14 protein-coding genes are annotated in these 18020 nt (G+C 63.0%); 6 read left to right on the forward strand and 8 right to left on the reverse strand.

The window, feature by feature from the left end; all coding sequences use genetic code 11:
• Positions 1 to 143: 143 nt before the first annotated feature.
• Positions 144 to 1829 carry an HNH endonuclease signature motif containing protein gene (locus AC1D75_RS06340; protein WP_495514441.1) on the forward strand — a complete coding sequence of 562 codons (1686 nt, stop codon included), beginning with the start codon at positions 144 to 146 and terminating at the stop codon, positions 1827 to 1829.
• A 46-nt stretch (positions 1830 to 1875) separates the two neighbouring features.
• Here the strand turns inward: AC1D75_RS06340 and AC1D75_RS06345 are convergent, their stop codons facing one another.
• Both AC1D75_RS06345 and AC1D75_RS06350 read right to left on the reverse strand, forming a co-directional pair.
• Positions 1876 to 2691, reverse strand: a complete 816-nt coding sequence (locus tag AC1D75_RS06345; RefSeq protein ID WP_495514442.1) for a MerR family transcriptional regulator — start codon at positions 2689 to 2691, stop codon at positions 1876 to 1878.
• A gap of 131 nt (positions 2692 to 2822) precedes the next feature.
• Positions 2823 to 4364: an MFS transporter gene (locus tag AC1D75_RS06350; RefSeq protein ID WP_495514443.1), complete on the reverse strand. Its 1542-nt coding sequence runs from the start codon at positions 4362 to 4364 to the stop codon at positions 2823 to 2825.
• 156 nt (positions 4365 to 4520) lie between these two features.
• Here AC1D75_RS06350 and AC1D75_RS06355 point away from each other — a divergent pair, with 156 nt between their 5' ends.
• The gene (locus AC1D75_RS06355) at positions 4521 to 5168 is read left to right on the forward strand and encodes a TetR/AcrR family transcriptional regulator (protein WP_495514444.1); all 648 of its coding nucleotides are present in this window, start codon (positions 4521 to 4523) and stop codon (positions 5166 to 5168) included.
• A gap of 22 nt (positions 5169 to 5190) precedes the next feature.
• Here AC1D75_RS06355 and AC1D75_RS06360 read toward each other — a convergent pair whose 3' ends face one another.
• Complete coding sequence (locus tag AC1D75_RS06360; RefSeq protein ID WP_495515993.1) at positions 5191 to 6123, reverse strand: ABC transporter substrate-binding protein; 933 nt, start codon at positions 6121 to 6123, stop codon at positions 5191 to 5193.
• A 345-nt stretch (positions 6124 to 6468) separates the two neighbouring features.
• On the opposite strand from AC1D75_RS06360, the gene AC1D75_RS06365 reads away from it, so the two are divergent.
• Both AC1D75_RS06365 and AC1D75_RS06370 read left to right on the forward strand, forming a co-directional pair.
• Complete coding sequence (locus AC1D75_RS06365) at positions 6469 to 8049, forward strand: ABC transporter substrate-binding protein (RefSeq protein WP_495514445.1); 1581 nt, start codon at positions 6469 to 6471, stop codon at positions 8047 to 8049.
• A gap of 138 nt (positions 8050 to 8187) precedes the next feature.
• The gene (locus AC1D75_RS06370; protein ID WP_495514446.1) at positions 8188 to 8574 is read left to right on the forward strand and encodes a PPOX class F420-dependent oxidoreductase; all 387 of its coding nucleotides are present in this window, start codon (positions 8188 to 8190) and stop codon (positions 8572 to 8574) included.
• Positions 8575 to 8599: 25 nt separating this feature from the next.
• Here the strand turns inward: AC1D75_RS06370 and AC1D75_RS06375 are convergent, their stop codons facing one another.
• The 5 genes from AC1D75_RS06375 to AC1D75_RS06395 are packed head-to-tail and all read right to left on the reverse strand — an operon-like array spanning position 8600 to position 13775.
• Positions 8600 to 9445 carry an HpcH/HpaI aldolase/citrate lyase family protein gene (locus tag AC1D75_RS06375; protein WP_495514447.1) on the reverse strand — a complete coding sequence of 282 codons (846 nt, stop codon included), beginning with the start codon at positions 9443 to 9445 and terminating at the stop codon, positions 8600 to 8602.
• Positions 9442 to 10605 carry an acyl-CoA dehydrogenase family protein gene (locus AC1D75_RS06380; RefSeq protein WP_495514448.1) on the reverse strand — a complete coding sequence of 388 codons (1164 nt, stop codon included), beginning with the start codon at positions 10603 to 10605 and terminating at the stop codon, positions 9442 to 9444. The genes AC1D75_RS06375 and AC1D75_RS06380 overlap by 4 nt, the downstream gene beginning before the upstream one ends.
• Positions 10606 to 10633: 28 nt before the next feature.
• Positions 10634 to 12007, reverse strand: a complete 1374-nt coding sequence (locus tag AC1D75_RS06385) for an MmgE/PrpD family protein (protein ID WP_495514449.1) — start codon at positions 12005 to 12007, stop codon at positions 10634 to 10636.
• Positions 12004 to 13221, reverse strand: a complete 1218-nt coding sequence (locus AC1D75_RS06390) for a CaiB/BaiF CoA transferase family protein (RefSeq protein ID WP_495514450.1) — start codon at positions 13219 to 13221, stop codon at positions 12004 to 12006. Before AC1D75_RS06390 ends, AC1D75_RS06385 begins: the two co-directional genes overlap by 4 nt.
• On the reverse strand, positions 13218 to 13775 hold the full coding sequence (locus AC1D75_RS06395; RefSeq protein WP_495514451.1) for a MaoC family dehydratase: 558 nt from the start codon (positions 13773 to 13775) through the stop codon (positions 13218 to 13220). The genes AC1D75_RS06390 and AC1D75_RS06395 overlap by 4 nt, the downstream gene beginning before the upstream one ends.
• A 276-nt stretch (positions 13776 to 14051) precedes the next feature.
• Between AC1D75_RS06395 and AC1D75_RS06400 the strand changes: the two genes are divergently transcribed.
• Complete coding sequence (locus AC1D75_RS06400; protein WP_495514452.1) at positions 14052 to 16130, forward strand: hydantoinase/oxoprolinase family protein; 2079 nt, start codon at positions 14052 to 14054, stop codon at positions 16128 to 16130.
• A gap of 1 nt (position 16131) precedes the next feature.
• Positions 16132 to 17952, forward strand: a complete 1821-nt coding sequence (locus AC1D75_RS06405) for a hydantoinase B/oxoprolinase family protein (RefSeq protein ID WP_495514453.1) — start codon at positions 16132 to 16134, stop codon at positions 17950 to 17952.
• Positions 17953 to 18020 lie beyond the last annotated feature (68 nt).

An 18020-nucleotide genomic window follows, 5' to 3' on the forward strand; every position in this document is an offset into this window, starting at 1 on the left:
GAACAGCGGGCGATTTTGGGTTACACTGGTGCTCAAGCGCTTCCGAAATACGTGGATTCCGATTCCAAGAAATCACTACGTCTGTTCGTATTCGTTTCACAGGGGCTGGGGGGTCCGGGGTGTCAGATCAGTTCGCTATCGACATGCCCACGAATGCTGCGTTGCTCGAGCTTGATGCTGCTGTTGAGCGCATCGCCACAATGGATTTGACGCCGTTGTCTGATGAGGACTGTGTGCGGGTGCTCCAGCGCATCGAAACCTCGACGCGACGGCTGCAGGCCGCTGGTTTGCCGGTATTGCGCGAAGTGACTGTGCGAGGCGCATTTTCGAAAGCAGGTTTCGGCTCACCGGTAGCGATGCTCAAACAACTGTTGCGGCTGCGGCCCGGGGCGGCCCGTAAACGGTTGGAGGCAATGGACGCTCTGACAGCATCGGTGACACCCAGTGGCGAGGTCATCGAGCCGCGGTATCCGGAGACGGCGGCGGCGTTACGGGACGGTGCGATCGATCTCGATCATGCTGCGATCGTCATGGACGTGATGGCCAAGATCCCCGCGAAGGTCGATGCGGAAAAGCGGGAGAATACCGAGGCCGCGATGGCGCAGTTGTGCCAGCGGTACACCCCGACAGAAGTGGAGCGGATCGGTGAGCGGATTGTCGAGTATCTCGATCCCGACGGCACGTTGACCGACGACGCGGACCGCGCCCGCCATCGCGGTCTGAGTCTGGGTAAGCAGTCCACAAACTTGATGTCGAAGATCACGGGCCATCTGGACCCGGTGACGCGCGCATTGCTCGACGTGATGTTGATGGTCTGGGCCGCGAAAGGGATGAACAATCCTGGTGACCCGCTGTCCCCGTCGGGTGCGGTAGATGACCCGGCACTGGACAAAGACATCCTGCAGGCCGCTGCTGACAACGACATTCGTAGTCAGGCGCAGCGCAATCACGATGCGCTGAAGGCCGCGTTGTTGTATTTGATCGAGTCCGGGCAACTGGGCAAATCGCACCGTGGTCTGCCGGTGCAGGTGATCATCTCGATGACCAAAGATCAGCTCGACGAATCGGTGCGACCCTCATCTGGTGCAGAAGTGGTCATTGACAGCGACGACTACAACGATGACATTGTCGAGGTCGAGGTCGAGGTCGAGGTCGAGGTCGAGGTCGAGGTCGAGGTCGAGGTGCCGGGCGAGATGGTGCCATGTGGCAGCCGGAATCCGGTGCGGCCGTATGGATCAGGTGTGGCGTATACGGCGACCGGAACGATTCTCCCCATCGGTGATGCAGTGGAACTCGCTGTGCGCAGCGACAAATCGTTGGCGATCTTCGAAAATCACTCGAACGAGATCCTGTACTTCGGGCGGGCTCGTCGGTTGGCGAGCGAGTCTCAGCGGTTGGCGATGTTTGCTGCTCATCGCGGTTGCTCGACTCCGGGATGTTCGAATCCGGCGATGTGGGCCGAAGCCCATCACATTCGGGAATGGGTGCTCGGCGGGTTCACGGATATCGTCAACGAGGCTCCGGCGTGTCCACAGCATCACAAGCTGATCGGCCCGGGGATCAATCAATGGCAGACGGTGATGCTCACCGAAGGGCCGGATGCGGGTCGGTGTGCGTGGATTCCGCCGGTATTCATCGATCCGGAACGCAGACCACTGGTCAATCGCGCCCATCACCCTGACGAGGCCCTCGCCGAGGCGCGGGAGTTGATGCGATCCCGCCGTCACGAGCAACTCGAACAACGAAAACGCGAATGTGGGGTGTCGCCGCCGTCCCGGCCGCATGAGTCAGACGAAGAAACCGAACCCGGGCCCGACCAACCGGAATGAGGCTGGTCGGGCCCGAAACCCAAGGGGTGCGTTCGGAATGTGCGAATCAGCGGACGAAGTCGACCTGGACTTCGGTGACCCAATCGGATTCCTTGTCTGCCATTTCCAGATAGGTTTCCCGGCCTTGCCCGGTGAGGGTGAACCCCTGATCGGTGACCCAGCGGTTGAGGGTCTGGTACGCAGAGTCGATCGAGTCCATCGTTCCGTGGTGGATCAGCGAGGCGACCTCGCCACCCGGGATCTCGAAGGTGTCGAGGCCTGGTACCGATCCGGACAGTACGGGGAAGGTGGCATGGATCCACACCGCGTCCTCGGATTCCTCGGGGGCGGGCGAGTAGTACGCCAGGCTGGGGCCCACGGGAGTCTCGCGCGCGGCATGAAGTGCTTCGATGATGCGCGGGTACAGCTGGCGAATGGTCGGTCCGATGTCTTCGTTGGTGGTGCTGGCGGCCAACGCGCGCAACCCCACATTCTTTGTCGGTGCAACGGTTTTGGTGGTGATGATGGATGCAGACATGCCTTCTTCTCCTTCGATGAGTCGGAGTCTGGCTTCCACCCGGGCGAGGCGATGCTGGTCGTGGCGGATCTGCGACTCGAGTTCCACCTGGCGCAGCCGGAACATCGCGCGCAGGTCTGAACCGGTGAGCTCGTCGTCGACGATCTGGCGCACCTCGTCGAGACGCAGGCCCAGATCCTTCAGCGCGACAATGCGGTTGAGCCGTTCGAGCTGGTTCACCTCGTAGAACCGGTAACCGCTGTGCGGGTCGGTGCGCGACGGTGTGAGCAGCCCGATCGAGTCGTAGTGCCGCAACATTCGGACCGATACCCGGCCGAGCTTGGCAAAATCTCCGATGGTGTTCATGGCGGTCTCCACGTTGCAGCCTGACACTGTGTGAGGGTCAAGGACTGAACTTACCGGGTGCGCACAGCTGAGAAGAGAGAAAACCGGGCCGCGCCCGAAGGCTGCGACCCGGTTCTCGGCAGGGAAGGTTCTCAGGCCGCGACAACCGCCGCGTTCTGCGGTTCATCACTCAGAGAGTGACGACCCATTCGGATCATGAAGGTCGAAACCAGGAACGCCAGGACCATGAATCCGGCGCCCCAGTAGAACGCCACGTCGTAGCTGTAGATATTGGCTTCCGTGAAGGCAGCCGGATCGACCGGGACCGGTGCTCCGGTTGCCGGATCCTGAGTCATGGCCGAACCGCTCTGCCCGGAGAAGGCTTGCGCCACAATCGTGCTCAAAAGTGCAACACCGACCGATCCACCCACCTGCTGGGAGGTGTTCAGCAGGGCGCTGGCCACGCCGGAATCAGCTTCCTTGATCCGATGTAGTGCCGTCGACTGGGACGCGACGAACACCAGGCCCATGCCGAAGGCGATGAGGATCTCGCTGGGCAATACGTGCGCCACCCAGCTCGAGTTCGAATCCAACTGTGCCAGAAGGAGAAAGCCTGTTGCGCCGAGTGCCGTGCCGAACATCAGCAGCGGACGGGGTCCGAATCGGGGCAGCAGTGAGCTGGTGAAGCCGGCTGAGATGATGACGGTGATCGGGAACGGCAGGAACAGGACCCCGGCCCACAACGGAGGATGGCCAAGGGTGTTCTGGAAGTAATAACTGAGGAACAGGAACATGGCGAACATGGCCGTCGGGGTGATGAAGGCGACCAGATAGGCGCCGCCACGGCTGATCTCACCGGGAATATGCAGCGGCAGGAGCGGATTGGGGGTGCGGACCTCGATCGTCACGAATGCGGCCAGCAATACTGCGGCAGCGACAAACAGCAGGACGGTCGACGTCGCGCCCCAACCGGATTCGGCGGCCTTGGTGAATCCGTACACCAGACTGATCAGGCCGAGGGTCACGGTGACAGCGCCGGGCAGGTCATATCCGCCGGTCCGTTTGGATGGCCGGTCGCGGATCACCAACAGCACCCCACCGATGGCGGCGATGATGGCGATCGGGGTGTTGATCAGCAGGGTCCAGCGCCACGACAGGTACTCGGTCAGTGCACCACCGGCGATGAGGCCGATGGCTGCTCCACCTCCGGAGACGGCTGCATACACGGCGAAGGCGCGGGCGCGTTCCTTCTGTTCGATGAAGGTGACGGTGATCAGGGACAGGGCTGCCGGTGCGAGGATCGCCGCGAACACGCCTTGGAGGGCGCGCCCGGCGAAGAACGACATCGCGTCCCAGGCAAATCCGGCCATGGCCGAGGATGCGGCGAATCCGGCGAGGCCGATCAGGAACATTCGGCGGCGGCCCAGGTAGTCGGCCATCCGGCCGCCGAGGAGAAGCAGGCCACCGAACATCAGTGTGTAGGCCGTCAGGGCCCACTGGCGATTGGCGTCCGAAATGTCCAAATCGGCTTGGGCATAAGGTAATGCGATGGTCACGATGCTGGCGTCGAGCACCACCATGAGCTGTGCCAGTGCGATGATCACCAGTGCCAACCAGCGGCGCGGGTCGGCGGTCGGGGTGGTTGTTGTGGGGTCGGAGAGTTCTTTGGAGATGGCGGTGTCGGATGAAGCCACGAGATCCTCAAATCTAGAGGGCTGACGAATCGGCATGTAAAGCAACGCAGGACCAATAATGGCAGGCTCAGACAGAAGTCGTCAAGCGACAATATTCGGACACCGTCAAAGGGCAGGGTCTGCGAAAATCCCACTGTGCGGGGTTATCATGTGGACGTGACACTCGCGGAACCCCGAACGGGCCAGGTCAAGGCCGGTCTTCGGGAACGGAAGAAGCTGCAGACGCGCGATCGACTGATCGCTGCGGCGCTTGAACTATGCGACCAGCAGGGCTTCGAGGCGACCACAGTCGATCAGATCTCGGATGCGGCCGACATCTCGCCGCGCACCTTTAACCGCTATTTCGCCACCAAAGAAGATGTGGTGCTCGCGCCGATCGAAGACATGATCGTGGCGATGGCCGCCTCGCTGGACGCCCAGCCCCGAACGGGGAATGAGATCAAGGCGTTGGTCGACGCGCAGGTGCAGATCCTCGGTGGGCAGTGTCCGGTCGGCGCCGTAGACCTCACCCGATTCGAGACGATGAACCGGATCATCCAGGACGCGCCCTCGGTGAATGCCCGGAGTATCGAACTCGGTGACAAGAAGTTCCGCAGCATCACCGACACGGTTGCTCAGCGAATGGACACCGACACCGACAATCCGCGGGTACGGGTCATCGTGTCGGTGTTCATGTCGCTCATGCACATCTCGCTCGACACCTGGCGATGCGGACGGACCGGCGGGATTGCCGACTCGGCGGTTGCCGCGGAAACACTCAAGGCCACGTACGAGACATTTCGCGAAGTTGCCAGAAACGTCTGAGCCCCAGCCACTCTGAACGAGTCTAGGCGGGGATCTTCGCTGCCGCCGGTCCGATGAGGTCCAGTGCGTAGGGCACCGACAAGATGGTCGGGTTGGCCAGGGCGGACGAGTTGTTGTTGTCCACGAATATCGTTGCGGCGCTTTGCACTGCCGTGCGATCCGCCCAGCCCGGAAGGGCGTTGAATGCCTCGGGGCCGCTGTCCAGTGGCCAGAGGATCAGCAGGTCCGAGTCGAGGAGATCGGTGCGTTCCGGTGAGACGAGGACGCGGCTCTGGCCCGCGGCCACTTCCTTGATCTTCGGGTCGAGAACAAACCCCATGGATGCGAGAAGTTGGGATGTCGGATCGTTCTCGTCGGCGATCAGGCCGATCTGCGCGTCGGGGGACAACTGGCCAAACGAGAAGGTCTTTCCTTGCGCGTCAGGGTATTCCGTCTTGAACGCAGCGACCTGGGCTTCGACGTCGTCGACCATCGTCTGCGCCTGATCCTGCTTGCCGAAGATATTGCCCGTCGTCAGGGTGACGTCTTGCCACGAATCCATGATGGAATCGGTGGCCATCACGGGGATGGTGGGGGCCACCTGGCTGAGCCGTTCGTATTCTTCTTCGCTACCGATGTATCCGGCCAGAATGAGGTCGGGTTCGAAGGCGGCGAGCTGTGGCACGGTGACTGATTCGGTGCCGGTGAAGGCGACGATTTCCGACTCGTGTTCCGGGGTCCACTCGAATAGGTTGTTCTCGCCCGCGTAACCCTCCATCACGTACTCCGTAGTGATCGGAATGTCCATCGCGACCAGTGCATCGGTCCAGGCGCCGGCCATGGTCACCACAACCTGCGGCTCGGTATCGATTGTGGTGGAACCATATTGGTGTTCGATGGTGATCGACTCGAAGCTTCCGTTGCTGGAGTTCTCCTTGTCGGGGGAACTGCAGCCCACGAGAATCAGTGATGCCATTGTTGCCACGCCGCCGATGATTTGAACTCGACGTGAGATCCGACCCATTTCCACCCCTCCACCAGTCCCGCTGTGCGGTTAGGCGAGCCTAACGAGTGGACTTTGGGAGATCAAGGTCCGGCAGGGTCTTTTTCTGGCCGCCTCGATCGGTTGGTCGGGGATCTGGACATTAACTTGACCGCATCGTATGGTTATTCTTGTGACCTACATCACCGACACGGCGTCGGGACGCGCTCGGGGGTGTTCGCAGATCTGCGATATCACGCCTTCTCTGCTTCCGCCGACGCCAGTTTGACGCACCCGAGGGTTGTCGCCTCGATCTCCTATCAACCTGAGAGGTCAACCATGTCTGCGCACAGGCATTTTCGAAGAGTTGCCACAGCCATATTGTCTGTTGCCCTGTTCCTGTTCGTCGCCGCTTGCGGCGGTGAAAGCGGTAGCACCACGGGAACGGGTGCCCGGGAAGATGTCGGGGATCCGGTATCCGGCGGAACGGCGAGGGTATTGCAGGTCGGTGAGCCACGGTCTCTTGATCCGGGGGCATTGTCGAATACCTATGCCCATCAACCGGTATTGGGCAATGCCCTTTACGGGACGTTGATGATCAACAATATTGAGACGCTTGAGATCGAATACAAGATGGCCACCGATTTCTCCTCCACCGACAATGGCGCCACGTTCACGCTGGCGTTGCAACCCGGACTGACGTTCACCGATGGCACCCCACTGGACGCCGCGGCGGTCAAGTTCAACTGGGATCGGTTGCGCGACCCGGCTCTTGGCTCGACATCGATCCGGCAGGCAGCGCAGATCGCCAGCAACGAGGTGATAGATCCGACCACCCTGAAAGTCACCCTGGCCGCACCGAACCAGCAGTTTGCTCAATCCTTGGTGGCCGGCGCACTGAACTGGATCGCTTCGCCCACTGCCCTGCAAAAGGGGTCCGCGGCCTATGACGAAAATCCGGTCGGCGCCGGTCCGTTCACGCTGACCAAGTGGACTCGTCAAGACGCGATCGAATTGGAAAAGAATCCGGAGTTCTGGGATGCGCCCAAACCGTACCTGGACAATCTCACCATCAAGACGGTGGCGGATAGCAACCAGCGACTCAATGCCATCATGACCGGTGGGGCAGAGCTGTCCTCGGAGTCGAGCATGGCCAGCATCAACAAGGCGGAAGCCGCAGGCTTCCGGTCCGAGATCGTGCCGACCGGTGGTGGGCAAATCATCGGAATGAATCAGCGGAGCGCCCCGTTCGACGACGTGCGGGCCCGCCGCGCCGTTCAGTTGGCCACGGACACAGATGCTTTGAACACCGTCGTCTTCAACGGCGAAGGTGTGATCCCGCAGACCCTGTTCGCGGAAGAATCGCCCTTCTTCGCCGATATCGCGCTTCAGGACTCGAACAAGGCAGAGGCTCAGAAGTTGTTCGACGAGCTGGCCGCCGAGGGTAAGCCGGTCTCGTTCACGTTCCTGTCCTATCCGGTTCCTGAGACCCGGGTGCTCGCCGAAGGATTGCAGGCACAGCTGAGCACGTACAAGAATGTTGACGTCAACGTCGAAGTACTCGACTTCGCGACCCTCACCGCACGTGCGGGGCAACGTGATTTCGAAATGATCGTCACCTCTGCGATCATCCAGGATCCCGATTTCCCACTCTGGACTGCTTTTCACTCCAAGTCACCGGGCAACTTTGTGGGCACCGACGATCCTGAGCTCGACAAGGCACTCGACGCCGGCCGAATCGCCGAGTCTGATTCCGAGCGCAAGGCCGCATATGACATCGTGCAGGAGCGTTTGGTGGCGATAGTGCCCGGGATCTGGTACGCGCAGGCGGTACCCTCGGTCATCTACGGTGAAAACGTAAACGGCGTCGATCTCTACACCCTGGGATCGCCTCTGCCCGAGGATATCTGGATGAGTTGACACCTGCGCCTGCGGGGTGGCCGCAGGCGAACGGATGACGAGTTCGGGATGTCGGTGAGGGCCATGGCCCTCACCGACATCTTCTGCGAAAGCAATGGTGCGTAGCATCGGTGGCATCGGCTGATCAGGAAGGGTCACATGACTGCACCATTCGGGCAGGCAGGTACCGCAAAGTACGTGCAACTGACCACGTTTCGCAAAGACGGCACTCCGGTGGCCACACCCATCTGGGCCGCGCTCGACGGCGACGAGTTGTTGATGTGGACCGCCACCGACTCCTGGAAGGTCAAACGGCTACGCCGCAATCCTGCGGTGATCGTGCAGGCCTGCGACGCTCGCGGCAAAAAGACTTTCGGTGAACCGGTCCGCGGCACCGGCACGGTCCTGGACGAGGCCGGTACCGACCGGGTCCGCAAAGTCGTGATCAAGAAATACGGGATCCTCGGCTGGATCACCGTGAAGGCCAGCCTGCTACGACGTGGTAAGGGTGGGACCGTAGGTCTGTCGATCACTGCTGAGCGCTGAAGGCCCCCGGGTCAGATCACATCGGTCAGTTCGAGGCCCGTTCGAGAACTCGCCGAGCCGACCGTGCGACAGCCTCGTCGATCAGGTTCCCGTTGGCATCTGTTGCGACACCACTGTCGGCAGTCTCCAATGTCTGCACGATCGCGGCCGCCGCATCGACGTCCCGCTGCGACGGGGTGTTCACGGCGTGAACGGTCGCGATCTGTGTGGGATGGATGCAGGCGCGCCCGAAGAATCCGAGCCGGCGTAGCCGACGGGTCTCGTCGGCAAACGCGTCGGTATCCCGGATGTTCGGGGACGCCGCCCCGAGCGGTGACGAGATCTGTGCCGCCACCGACGCCACAACAACCCGCGACCGCGCCCACAGCAGTTCCTCGCCGGTGGAGCTGGGTTCCAGATCCAGGTCAGCGGCCAGATCGACCTCACCGATCTGCAGGAACGCCACCCGCGGTGCAGCCGCGATGGCCGGAGCATCGAGAACGCCCTGAGCGGTCTCCAACAGGGGAGACACCGCCAGCGGCATCCGCTTGTATTCGTTTTCCAACCGGACCAGGTCATAGTCCAGCAGGACCAGGGCCTGCACCTCGTCACATTTCGGCACGAAGACGCCGTCTGCACCTGCTCGGACTGCCATCGCGACGTCGTCGGCCTGACGGTCCCCGGCATTGACGCGGATCCAGATCGGGCGGGGATGGGACTCGACACCGGACAGCCAGCGCTCGACCTCTTCCGAAGCCTGCTGCTTGTCGGCCGCTGCGACTGCATCTTCGAGATCGAGGACTATCGCGTCGGCGCCGGATCCCAGTGCTTTGTCGAACCTGTCGGGTCTGTTGCCCGGAACGTAGAGATACGACCGTGCGGTTGTGGTCATCCGATGGATCCGTGGCCTGCGACGAGTGCCTTGGCGATGACGGTACGCATGATGTCGTTGGTGCCCTCACCGATCGACATCAGCGGGGCGTCGCGGTAGTAGCGTTCGACGTTGAATTCGGTCGAGTAGCCGTAGCCGCCGTGGACGCGCATCGCCTCGAGGCTGGCGGTGATGGCGGTTTCGGAGGCGAAGTACTTGGCCATGCCGGCCTCCATGTCGATCCGCGCTCCGGAGTCGGCTTTGGATGCTGCCCAGTAGGTCATCAGGCGCGCGGCCTGGAGCTGGGTGGCGATGTCGGCGAGCTTGAGCTGGATGGCCTGGAAGTCGGCGATCGGCTTACCGAATGCGGTGCGTTCGCGGGCGTAGGTGAGCGCGGCGTCGTAGGAGGCCTGCGCGATGCCGACGCTGCGTCCGGCGATGTTGAGGCGGCCGATCTCCAGGCCGGACAGTGCCTGCTGCAGGCCTCGACCCTCGACCCCGCCGAGGAGGGCATCTTCGGGGACCCGGACGTTGTCGAGCAGGATCTCGCACGATTCGGTGCCCTTGTACCCGAGCTTGCCCATATCACGTTGGACTTCAAAGCCTTTGGATGTGGTGTCGATGAGCAGCAGGCTCATCCCCTTGTGCGCGGGCGTGGTGGACGGATCGGTTTTGACCAGGACCGGCAACACGTCGGCATGGCGGGCGTTGGTGATCCAGGTCTTCATTCCGCGCACGACGTAGTGGTCACCGTCTTTGGTTGCGGTGGTGGTGATGCCCTGCAGGTCGGTGCCTGCACCGGGCTCGGTCAGGCCGATGCCGGTGCGGCATTCACCGGAGGCGAGCTTCGGTAGCCACTGTTGCTTCTGCGCTTCGGTGCCGTGCTTGGCGATCATCCAGCACGACAGGTTATGGCTGCCGAGGATGCCTGCGATACCCATCCAACCGCGGGCGATCTCTTCGTAGACCAGTGTGAACGAGACCATGTCCAGGGCGAGGCCGCCGTACTCCTCGGGGGTGGTGATCCCGAAAAGTCCCATGGCTTTGAGGTGTTCGACGATTTCGGTGGGGTAGCGGCCGGAGCGCTCCCACTCGTTGGCGACCGGTGCGATCTCCTTGTCGACAAGCTGACGCAATGCGGCCCGGAAGTCGTTCTGTTCCTGGGTGAAGGTGAAGTCCATGGTGCTCCTGGTCTGAAAGAAGTTGTGGTCAGCCGAGATCGGTGACGATGTCGGCGGCCAGCGTTGTCAGGGTGTGCAACGACGGGGCGTTGTCGAGGTGAAGCAGGAACTCGGCCAGTTCGGTTGCGGCCGAGTGATTGCCGCAGTTCTGGACGAACTTCGCGATGAGGTCGGCGTCGGAGATCGGAACTGCCGTGGTGCCGCGACTGCCGACGACGTCACCGATCAGCGTGGTGCCGTCGGTGAGATGAATTTCGGCGTGGCCCGGTGCGTCGGCGGCCGGACCGGTGGCAGAGGTGGTCCGGACAACCACTTTCGCGGCGGTCTGGAGGACCTCTGCTCGGCGGATCGCGGCATCAGAATACGAGTAGAGGGTGACGCTGCCGTCGTGGATCAGGGACGCGGCGCTCCACAGAAGGTCGAACTTCGCATCGTAAATCGTTCGGGGTGAACGCTTCCCGGCCTCGGGTGGGCAGACGATGGGGACGCTGTCGGGATGGACGTGCAGGACAATCGACTCGATGGAACCGGGATCGACGGGTCGGTCGCCGAGTGCGGCGGTCACCGCGTCGAGGGAGACGTGCATCAATTGGCAACTCGGGTAGGGCTTGATCCCGATGTTGCCTGCCTGCCAGATGACACCCAGGTCGCCGATGAGTGCGTCGGTGTCCGGCGCCCGGCCGGCCAGTGCCGCGAAGAGGCCACGCGGACCTTCGAGTACCGAAGCCGGTCCGGTGACACCCTGCGCCGCCAACCGGGCTGCCAAGATGCCATTGAGATTGGCTGAGCCCGGGTGCACGATCTTGGTGTTGTCACCGGTTTCGAGGAACTCCAGAAGACCACTGGCCGACGAGCCGGCGATCCCGAGGGCGTCGGCTGTTCTGGCCCCGGAGAACACATGTAGCCGAGCGGCCGTGACAGCCGAGGCCAGCGGTCCGACCATGCCGGTGGCGTGTAGACCTCTGGCATGGAACGCATGTGGCGCCGCCGCACCGATTCGGCAGGCGAGCTCGAGTCCCACCGTCACTGCGGTGAGTACCTCGGTGCCAGAGGAGGACAGTTGTTCTCCAACGGCCAGGGCGGTCGGGGCGACCACCACTGTGGGATGGACAAGTGCTCCGGCGTGGGTGTCGTCGAAATCCAAGGCGTGCATCAGGACTCCGCCTGCGAACGCGGCCGCAGGCGCGGAGATCGCGGTCCGGTCTCCGAGTGGATGCGCCTGCGGCGGTCCGCCGAGTTCTCGGGCGACGGTCAGGCCGGCGTCACCGTCGCCGAATTTCCTTGCGGCGATGCCATTTCCGACCCCGTCCATCAGATGCCGGGCGGCCTCGTGCCGAACCTCGACGGGTATGTCTGAGTGCCCGAGGCCGGCAGCCCAATCGGCCAGTTGTTGGCCGATCATCGCGATGCGATCTCGGTGTCCGGGCCGAAAGCACCCGCCTTGCCCAGTTCGGCGATGCGTTCGGGGGTGTAACCGGGGAGCTCGGCGAGGACGTCGGCGGAATGCTCACCACGCAGCGGCGCCCGGCGATGCTGGATCTCGTCGGTTCCGAACCGAACCGGTGAGACAACCTGCTCGATCTCACCCCAGACCGGATGTTCGGTTTTCGCGATGAGTCCACGCGCGATAGTGTGCGGTTCCCGTAGGGCCTGGGCGACATCGTTGATCGGTCCGCTGGGCACGCCGGCGGGTGTGAGCAGCGAGAGCCAGTGGTCCACGGTGTTCTCGGCAAAGCGCTTCTCGAGGACGGGCAGCAGATCGTCTTTGAATTCGCCTCGGGTGGTGAAGGATTCGAACCGCGGGTCGGCGCCGAGTTCGGGTAGGTCGATGGCCTCGATGAGCCGGGTCCAGAACTTCTCCTTGGCGCAGCCAACGACGAGCCAGCCGTCGGAGGCCTCGAATGCCTGGAACGGCACCAGTGATGGGTGCGCGGAGTTCTTGGTGCGGGCCGGCTCGTAGCCGGCGTTCAGATGCCACGTGGCGGGATAGGTGAGCATCGAGATCGCGGTGTCGTAGAGCGAGAGATCGCAGTCACCGCCGACGCCGTCGCGGCGGGCTGCGTGCAACCCGACCATCAGACTCAGCGCGGCGATGTATCCGCCGCAGAAATCGACAAGGGAGAGCCCGGATTTGGTGGGCGGGCCGTCCGGGTCGCCGGTCAGGCTCATCCAGCCGGCGAGGCCTTGCAGGATGTAGTCGTAGCCGGGTTCGTTCGCGCGGGGGCCGGTCATGCCGAAGCCGGTCAGGCTGCAGCAGACGATGGCCGGGTTGAGGTGTTTGAGGTCTTCGTAGCGGATCCGCAACTTGGCCGGGACGTCGCCGCGCAGGTTCGAGTAGACCGCATCGCTGGTGCGCACGAGGTCTTCGAAGACCGCTCGGCCGGCATCGGTCGACAGGTCGAGCGAGATGCTGCGCTTGTTGCGGTTGAAGGTCTCGAAGAACAGCGAGTCCTCGCCTTTGTTGTACGGCGGGACGTAACGGCCGACGTCGCCGCCGACGTTCGGGTCCTCGATCTTGACGATGTCGGCGCCCATGTCGGCCAGGTGGACACTGCCGAACGGACCCGCGCCGTACTGCTCGAGCGAGATGATGCGGACGTCTTCGAGTGGTTTCACTGAGTTCCCTCGTTCTTCACTGCTTCGGCGAGTGAGGTCAACGATTCCCCTTCGACCTCGGGGAAGTAGTTCTGCCCGATGCCGCTCTCGCGGGTGGCAACCATGACCGAGCGTTTCCAACTGATGATGATCTTGCCGTCCTGGTTCACACCGCGGGTGATCATCGAGACAACGCCGGCGTACGGGCGGCTCTTCGATTTGTGCAGGCCGGTGCAGACGGATTCCGCGTACAGGGTGTCGCCGACGTACACCGGATGCTGGAGCTTGACGTCGGTGAACTCCATGTTGGCCACGGCGTTCTGGCTCATGTCGATGACCGACAATCCGAGCACCACGGCGATGGTCAATCCGGAGTTGACGATGATCTGGCCGCCGGTGATCGGATTCTGTGCAGCCAGGTGGCTGTTGAAGTGGTTCTGGTTCGTGTTCATCGACAGGCAGGTGATCCATGCGTTGTCGGTCTCGGTGATCGTTCGCCCGAGTGGGTGCTGGTACACGTCCCCGATCTCGTAATCCTCGAAGAATCGACCCAGGGTTGCGGGATGGACCGTCACGTTGCCTCCTCATTTGCGGGCATGGGACCGAGCGCGGTCCGCCGTACCGAGCTAAACATCAGAGGTATGTGGCCGTCAAGGTGGAGATCCTGGCAATTTCCGACGAATTTGGCGTCGACACTGGCGAAAAGTTCCGAGGTATTGCAGGATGTGGACCAGAGACCGGCATGGCCGAGGTCACAGTGGCTTCGGTTTCGGACTCTTGTTCGCAATGTGAGACGAGACCGAATCCAGCCCCGGCGTGGTCGGTGACAGCAGTTGAGAGAATGGATTTCCATGAAACGTATTGGAGTGGATGTCGGTGGCACGTTCACCGACCTCGTGCTGTGGGACGACGACGGAAACGTCACCGTGCACAAGACGCCGTCGACCAACCACGATCCCTCGATCGGGACCATGGACGGTATCGAGGTGCTCGCCAAGCGCGCGGGGCTCGTCCCGTCCGATATCGAGATGTTCTTTCACGGCACCACCGTGGCGACCAACATCGTTCTCGAGCACAACGGCAGTGACGTCGGCATGATCACCACCGACGGCTTCCGGGACATCCTGCACATCGCCCGCAAGAAGCGGCCCCTGAACTACTCGAACTACCAGGATCTGCCGTGGCAGAAGTGGCAGCTCGTGCCGCGCCGCAACCGGCGCACGGTTGCCGAGCGGATCGACGCCGCAGGCAACATCCTGACGCCGCTCGACGAGGACGCCGTCCGCCGCGAGGTGCAGCTCCTGCGCGAACGCGGTGTCGAGGCGATCGCGGTCGCATTCCTGCACGCGTACCGCAACCCGGTGCACGAGCAGCGCGTCAAGGAGATCATCACCGAGGAGTACCCGGGAGTGTTCATCTCGCTCTCGAGTGAGGTCGCCTCGCAGTACCGCGAATACGAGCGGTTCTCCACCACCGCACTCAACGCATTTGTGGGTCCCAAGACCTCGACGTACATCGCGAATCTCGCCGCCAAGGCGAAGGCCGCACAGGTGGGCGAAGACGTGCACCTGATGACGTCGGCGGGAGGCCTTGTCACGTCGCGGAGTGCCAGTGACATCCCGGTGTCGCTGCTGACCAGCGGCGTCATCGCCGGACTTCTCGGCGGTTGCGCGATCGGCAAGGCCTCCGGCTTCCCGAGCGTCATCACCCTCGACGTCGGTGGCACCTCCGCCGACATCGGCGTCGCACCCGACGGCAAGCTGCGCATGAAGCACCTGCTCGACACCCAGGTCGGTGACTACCACGCGATGGTCCCGATGGCCGAGGTCGACACCATCGGCGCAGGCGGCGGATCGATCGCCACCATCGACGAGGGCGGCATGTTCCGGGTCGGCCCCCGCAGCGCAGGCGCCGTGCCCGGGCCCGCCTGCTACAACCGTGGCGGCACCGAGCCCACGTCCACCGACGCGATGGTCGTCATGGGCTGGCTGCGCGAGGACAGCTTCCTGTCCGGAACCATGGAGGTCAAGCCGGAGCTGGCCACCGAAGCGGTCAAGACGCATATCGCCGACAAGCTCGGCTCCGACGTCGAACACGCCGCGATGGGCATCTTCAAGATCCTGGCGCATTCGATGACCGAGGCCATCAGCCTGCACTCGGTGCGCAAAGGCTATGACCCACGGGACTTCTCGCTGATCGCCGAGGGTGGCGCCGGGCCGCTGTACGCATGGCAGATCGCCGACCAGCTCGGCATCCCCCGCGTGATCATCCCCGGCCACCCCGGAATCACCTCCGCGGTGGGCCTGCTGACCACCGACATTCGCTACGAGGTGCCGACGACGGTTTGGACGTCCTCGGACGAGCCTGACCTCGAGCTGATCCGCACCCAGATGAACCGCCTGGCGACCGACGCGGTGGCACAGCTGAAGGCCGATGGCATCAGCGACGACGACATCTCACTGGAACGCAGCGTCGACTGCCGTTATGTCGGACAGGGTTACGAGCTTCGCGTCAACGCCCCCGACGGCGACATCGACGAGGCGTGGGTGAAAGCGACGGCCGAGGCGTTCCATGAGGCGCACGGACGTACCTACTCGCAGCGGTTCGACGACAAGGCAGTTCAGCTGGTCAACATTCGCGTGACCGGCGTGGGTGCGGTCGAGCACGTCCGGATCGCCGAGATCGAAAAGGGTGACGCCGACGCGAGTTCCGCGATCGCGACCACCACCAGGGCGCTGTTCTGGAAGTCGGAGAACGCCGACCCGGAATGGGTGCAGACGCCCATCTACGAACGCGAATTGCTGAAGGCCGGCAACGTGTTCGAGGGTCCGGCGATCGTGCAACAGTTCGACTCGACGACCATCGTCGGCATCGGCCAGCGGGCCACCGTCGACGCCGTCGGCCACATCATCATCGAGAGGAACTCCTGACATGGCCAAGACCCTGATGCCCAAAACCGGTGTCTCGCTGGCAGCGGAGGGCCACCGCACCTGGAACGATGTCGAGGTCGACCCGATCACATTGCGCGTGATCGGCGGTGCCCTGAACTCGATGGCCAAGGAAATGGCCCAGGTGCTCTACCGGATGGCGTACTCCAGCCTGATCCGGGAATCCGAAGACCTCGGTGCCGGCATCTTCGATGTCAACGGCCGTGAACTGTGCGAGTCGGATTCGACTCCGATGCACTGTGGTTCGATCCCCGCGTACATCCGGGGCATCAACCGCAAACTTGCCGGCACCTACAACCCGGGTGATGTTGTCCTGCACAACCATCCGTATCACGGCGCGGCGCACTCGCCGGACTACGGTGTGGTGATCCCGATCTTCTGGGAGGGCCAGCACATCGGCTTCGCCGGCTGCACCGGGCACGTCTCGGATATCGGAGGCAACTTCCCGGGCCTGTGCATGGACGTCGTGGACGTCTGGGCCGAGGGCAAGCTCATGGATTCGATGAAGATCTATGACGCCGGCGTCCGCAACGAGATGCTGATCCAGCACATCCTGGACAACGTCCGCACCCCCGAGCAGAACCGCGGCGACCTCGAAGCGCTGATCGCGTGCTCGCGCATCGGTGAGAAGCGTTTTGTCGAACTGTTGGAGAAGTACGGCCTCGACATCGTGATGAGCGCGGCCGAGCGGTGGATGGACTATTCAGAGTCCATGCTGCGCGCCAAGATTCGCGAGATCCCGGATGGCAGCTACGAGGCCCCGGTCGGCTACCTCGACGATGACGGCAAGAACCGCGGCGAGCCGGTGGCGGTTGCCGTTCGCGTGCAGGTCGACGGCGACAACGTCCTGATCGACCTGACCGGGTCCAACCCCCAGGTCCCCACGGCCTTCAACGTTCCGTTCGAGGGTTCGGTACTGCCGGTGGCGGTCAGCGCGATCCGGACCATCCTCCTCGACGAGGAACTCACCGAGGAGTTCGTGCCCCAGAACGACGGTTGCTTCCGGCCGGTGAAGGCCTACGCACCCGAAGGCACGATCTTCAACCCGGACTTCCCGGCATCGTGTTTTGCGCGGTTCTCTCAGGTCAACCGGATCTTCGACTCGATCAACCTCGCACTGGCGCCGGTACTTCCGGACCGGGCGATCGCCGGTTCGTCGGCGGCGCTGTGTGCCATCGCGTATTCGGGTGTGGCCGCCGACGGTGAGTCGTACTGGGTCTACATCGAGATCAACGAGGGCTCCTACGGTGCGCGTAACGGCAAGGACGGGATGGACGCCGTCGACACGTTGATGGCGAACACCCGTAACAACCCGATCGAGGAACTCGAGCTCAATCACGCGATGCGTGCAGAGCGCTACGAGCTCCGCGATGAGGCCCCGGCGCCGGGTAAATGGCGCGGTGGCATCGGCAGCGTCCGTACCTGGCTGATGGAGACCGACACCTTCCTCGGCTCGGAGGCGGACAACCGCAACGACCCACCGGCCGGAGCCCTGGGCGGCTTCAACGGAACATCCGGATCGTTCACCCGTAACCCGGGCACCGATCGGGAAGAAGTGTTGTACTCCAAGGTCACCCAGGAAGTCATCCGGGCCGGGGAAACCCTGGAGATCAAGATGCCCTCGGGTGGCGGATTCGGTGATCCTTTCGAGCGGGACGCCTTTGCGGTGTTGTCGGACGTCTGGGACGAGTACCTGACGGCCGAAGACGCACGTCGTGACTACGGCGTCGTCGTCGACACCGACAAGTGGATTGTCAACGACGCCGAGACCGCGAAACTGCGTGGCGCCAAGGTGGCGAGCTGAATCTCTCGCAGGGCGGTGCCGGCGATGAAGCCGACACCGCCCGCGAAGCCCGAGACGTCGATGACACC

The sequence above is a fragment of the Williamsia sp. Y712 genome, assembly GCF_059445525.1.

Excerpts from the sequence above, each read along its gene's own strand:
- AC1D75_RS06340 (WP_495514441.1), top strand. The coding sequence starts at position 144 with ATGCCCACGAATGCTGCGTTGCTCGAGCTTGATGCTGCTGTTGAGCGC.
- AC1D75_RS06345 (WP_495514442.1), bottom strand. The coding sequence starts at position 2,691 with ATGAACACCATCGGAGATTTTGCCAAGCTCGGCCGGGTATCGGTCCGA.
- AC1D75_RS06360 (WP_495515993.1), bottom strand. The coding sequence starts at position 6,123 with ATGGCATCACTGATTCTCGTGGGCTGCAGTTCCCCCGACAAGGAGAAC.
- AC1D75_RS06365 (WP_495514445.1), top strand. The coding sequence starts at position 6,469 with ATGTCTGCGCACAGGCATTTTCGAAGAGTTGCCACAGCCATATTGTCT.
- AC1D75_RS06370 (WP_495514446.1), top strand. The coding sequence starts at position 8,188 with ATGACTGCACCATTCGGGCAGGCAGGTACCGCAAAGTACGTGCAACTG.
- AC1D75_RS06375 (WP_495514447.1), bottom strand. The coding sequence starts at position 9,445 with ATGACCACAACCGCACGGTCGTATCTCTACGTTCCGGGCAACAGACCC.
- AC1D75_RS06380 (WP_495514448.1), bottom strand. The coding sequence starts at position 10,605 with ATGGACTTCACCTTCACCCAGGAACAGAACGACTTCCGGGCCGCATTG.
- AC1D75_RS06385 (WP_495514449.1), bottom strand. The coding sequence starts at position 12,007 with ATGATCGGCCAACAACTGGCCGATTGGGCTGCCGGCCTCGGGCACTCA.
- AC1D75_RS06400 (WP_495514452.1), top strand. The coding sequence starts at position 14,052 with ATGAAACGTATTGGAGTGGATGTCGGTGGCACGTTCACCGACCTCGTG.
- AC1D75_RS06405 (WP_495514453.1), top strand. The coding sequence starts at position 16,132 with ATGGCCAAGACCCTGATGCCCAAAACCGGTGTCTCGCTGGCAGCGGAG.